The organism is Deltaproteobacteria bacterium, from assembly GCA_026388545.1.
In the GTDB taxonomy this organism is placed as follows: Bacteria; Desulfobacterota; Syntrophia; order Syntrophales; family UBA2185; genus JAPLJS01.
On the sequence record JAPLJS010000116.1, the window covers coordinates 1 to 3,432 of the forward strand.

The 3,432-nt window shown below is 48.3% G+C and carries 3 protein-coding genes; 2 read left to right on the top strand and 1 reads right to left on the bottom strand.

Going from position 1 to position 3,432, the window contains the following annotated elements:
- The coding region (locus NTW12_14990; protein MCX5847636.1) for an MBL fold metallo-hydrolase at nt 1-889 on the top strand (889 nt) is incomplete at its 5' end.
- 61 nt (nt 890-950) lie between these two features.
- Here NTW12_14990 and NTW12_14995 read toward each other — a convergent pair.
- Entirely contained in the window at nt 951-1,862 is a 912-nt protein-coding gene (locus tag NTW12_14995; GenBank protein MCX5847637.1) for a radical SAM protein, read from the bottom strand.
- 397 nt (nt 1,863-2,259) lie between these two features.
- On the opposite strand from NTW12_14995, the gene NTW12_15000 reads away from it, so the two are divergent.
- A complete protein-coding gene (locus tag NTW12_15000) occupies nt 2,260-3,177 on the top strand; it encodes a cation diffusion facilitator family transporter (GenBank protein MCX5847638.1) in 918 nt (305 codons plus the stop codon).
- Nucleotides 3,178-3,432: the final 255 nt, after the last annotated feature.

The following is a 3,432-nucleotide window of genomic DNA, read 5'->3' on the forward strand; positions in this document are numbered from 1 at the left end:
GAAAAATCTTTACATTGTGGATCTGGACCAGCCTCTGGAGGGATTTTACAATTTCCTCAACAGCTGGATATACATTCGGGACGGCCTGACTGTCCTCGTCGATCCGGGTCCCCGCTCCACCATTCCCGTTCTCGTTAAGGCATTAAAGGAACTCGCCGTGAAAAAGCTCGATTATATCCTCCTCACGCATATACACATTGACCATGCGGGAGGCGCGGGGCTTTTGGTAGATCATTATCCGGATGCCATGGTCATCTGCCATCCCAAGGGGATTCGCCACATGGTTGATCCTGCAAAGCTCTGGGAAGGCTCCCGCAGCTTCCTGGGAAAAGTTGCAGACGTGTACGGAGAAATTGCCGCGATTCCCGAAAAAAACATCAGCTATAAGAATCCGATCGAGGCAGGCGGTGTCACAATCAACATCTTCGAAACTCCGGGTCATGCACCGAGCCACCTCTGCTATCAGATAGGGAATCTCTTATTTCTGGGAGAAGCGGCGGGAATAAACTATCCCCTGGACCAGGGACTATATCTGCGCATCGCGACACCGCCTCCCTTCAGCTACGAGATTTACCGTAATTCCCTGGAAAAGGCCGCTTCCCTCAATGTTTCCCATGTATGTTTCGGCCATTACGGTTATCGGCAGGACGTGAGGAATGTGTTCGATACGGCGCTCAATCAATTGGACAACTGGCTCGCTACAGTGGAGAAACACCATCGGATGGGAAGCGATCCTTTCGAGGAAAGCGTTTACGCGGACCTGCTGAAAAATGACAGGGGGTTATCCACCTACCGCACCCTTCCTAAAGATGTGCAGTCCCGGGAAAAGATTTTTTCCGTCAACAGCATCAAAGGGATGAGAGACTACCTGCAAAACAAGAAAAGCTGACCGTCCCGATGTGGTCTTTCGTTACGCGCGTTTTTCTCAAATTGGCTCTCGGGTTACTTCTTCAGCGCCAGGAATCCAGTCTGTGAAGGCCTGCGTCTCTGGTGCGGCGGACGGCTTCGGCATATTCCGTCCTGGTAAGACGGCGATTGATTACGGGGTCCAACGTTGCCTTCCCGCAGGGATGGTACTGATCCATTACATTTACGTAAGTATCTTTTGATATTTTTTCGGCCAGAAATTCCATGATCTCCCTGGTATTTGCCGCATTGTTCGGCATGACTAAATGGCGCACCAGCAACCCCTTCACGGCTATCCCTGATTCATCGACAACAAGATCCCCTACCTGACGGTGCATCTCTTTTATGGCGGCTACGACTATTTTTCTATAATCAGGCGCATTACAGAACTTCTCCGTCCACCTTTCCTCCCAGAACTTGAAATCCGGCATATAGATGTCAAAGATACCATCCAGAATCTTCAACGTTTCAACTTTATCGTATCCGCCTGTGTTATAGACCAGCGGCACGTGAAGCCCTTGTCCGACGGCGATGGAGAGTCCCTGGAGTATCTGGGACACCACGTGGGACGGAGTTACAAAGTTAATATTATGACATCCCCGCCGCTGCAAGGAAAGCATCATCACCGCCAGATCTTTCGGTTCTACTTCTCCGCCTTCGGCATTGTGACTGATATCATAGTTCTGACAGAAGGAGCACAGGAGATTACAGGATCGGAAAAAGATAGTGCCGGAACCGGAATCTCCCACAAGAGGGGCTTCTTCCCCGAAGTGGGCATGCAGGCTTGCGACTTTGGCCTTTTCCCCCGTGCGGCAAAAGCCGAGTTCCCCGGACAATCTATCAACATGGCATTCCCTTGGGCACAAAGTGCAGTCCTTCATCAGCTTTACCGCCTGATCGATACGATCCTGCAGTTTTCCCTCCCTGTACAATTTCAGATAAGATGGTTCGTGCATCAATTCGCCTACCCTTTGTTTATGTAGTTACCGAATATTATAAAGTTCAATTTTAGAGTCGTCAACGGGTAAACAAATCTGAGTGATGATTTTTCCCTTAACGGGCACAAAAATCGCGTCATTTTCCCTTGACAATGATACAATCAATTATAAACTTCTCGAATGAGCACGGCAACATCGGTTGCTTTAGTTCACACGGCTTAGGGACTGAAAAAAATAACCGGTTGCCTTATGGAAAGAGAGTGGTTTATACAACGTATATCCCCCTTACTTTTTGGTCAGTGTTTTTTGTATAGAAGAGATTCTCCGGGAATCCGTTTCCCGGAACGTGGCTGAATACATCAATAGACAGGTATTACTGATAACAGGATAGAACGTACAATGAGAGCTTTCATTGATGTTACATAATCACGAAATATCATGGGGCAGGCGCCTCATAGCCACCATGGTCATGAACCTGATCATCCCGGCCGTTCAGATCTATGGGGGAATCGTGTCCGGGAGTATGGCCCTGATAAGCGACGCCCTCCACAATCTGAGTGATTTTACGGCCGTATTGATCAGCTATTCAGCCCTTCGCATCGGACAACGCGAACCGTCGCTGAGGCATACCTTTGGCTACAAGCGCATGGAGGTCTTTGCGGCTGTGTTTAATGTAGCCTTGCTTTTCGGAGCAGGCCTCTATATTGCCATTGAGGGATGGAACCGTCTCTGGAATCCACGTCCTATCCAGGGTCATCTTGTTATATGGATTGCCTCCATTGCTTTCCTGGCAAATATGATCTCGACATTGATGCTGCGACCGGGGGCCGGGGGAAATCTTAATATACGGAGCGCTTTCATCCATATGTTGACCGATACTTTATTCTCCCTCGGGGTGCTCATTCTCGGCATCATATGGATGTTCAAACCATGGTTCTGGCTTGATCCTATCATCTCGTGGGTCATAGTGGCTTTGATACTGTACAACGGATGGGGCATTTTAAAAGATGCATTCGGGATTCTCATGAATGCCACACCGCCGGGCATTGATCTTCAGGCCATACAGCAGGAAATAGAGGCAGTAGACGGTGTAGAGGAAATACACCATCTCCATGTCTGGAACATTTCATCTGAGGGTGTGGCTCTGGTTGCCCATATCGTCGTTATGGACCAGATGTTGAGTAAGGTTGATGAGATTGCCGCTCAGATCCGGAAAATGCTTCTTTCGCGTTTTACAATCGATCATCCTGTTCTGCAATTCGAGACACGGGCATGCGAAGCGACAGGTCTCCTTTGTTGCCCTGTAAACAACAATTCTCATGAAGCGACGTGATATGTCTTCTTAATAGTATGTGTCCTCGTGGAAAATATAGATTGAATAAGAATGGGGAATGAATATGCAATCAACAAAAAGACAGGATACATTAAACAGAGTATCAAGGCTTATACGAAAGTTTATCCTGGTGTCAGCAATGCTTCTTTTCGCCCTTACCATATGCCCTCTCAAAGGTGCATATGCCGAGACCGATCAATTGACGATCGTTCAGAGCAGCAATATGAACGGACACCTCTTCCCCTGCCCTACATG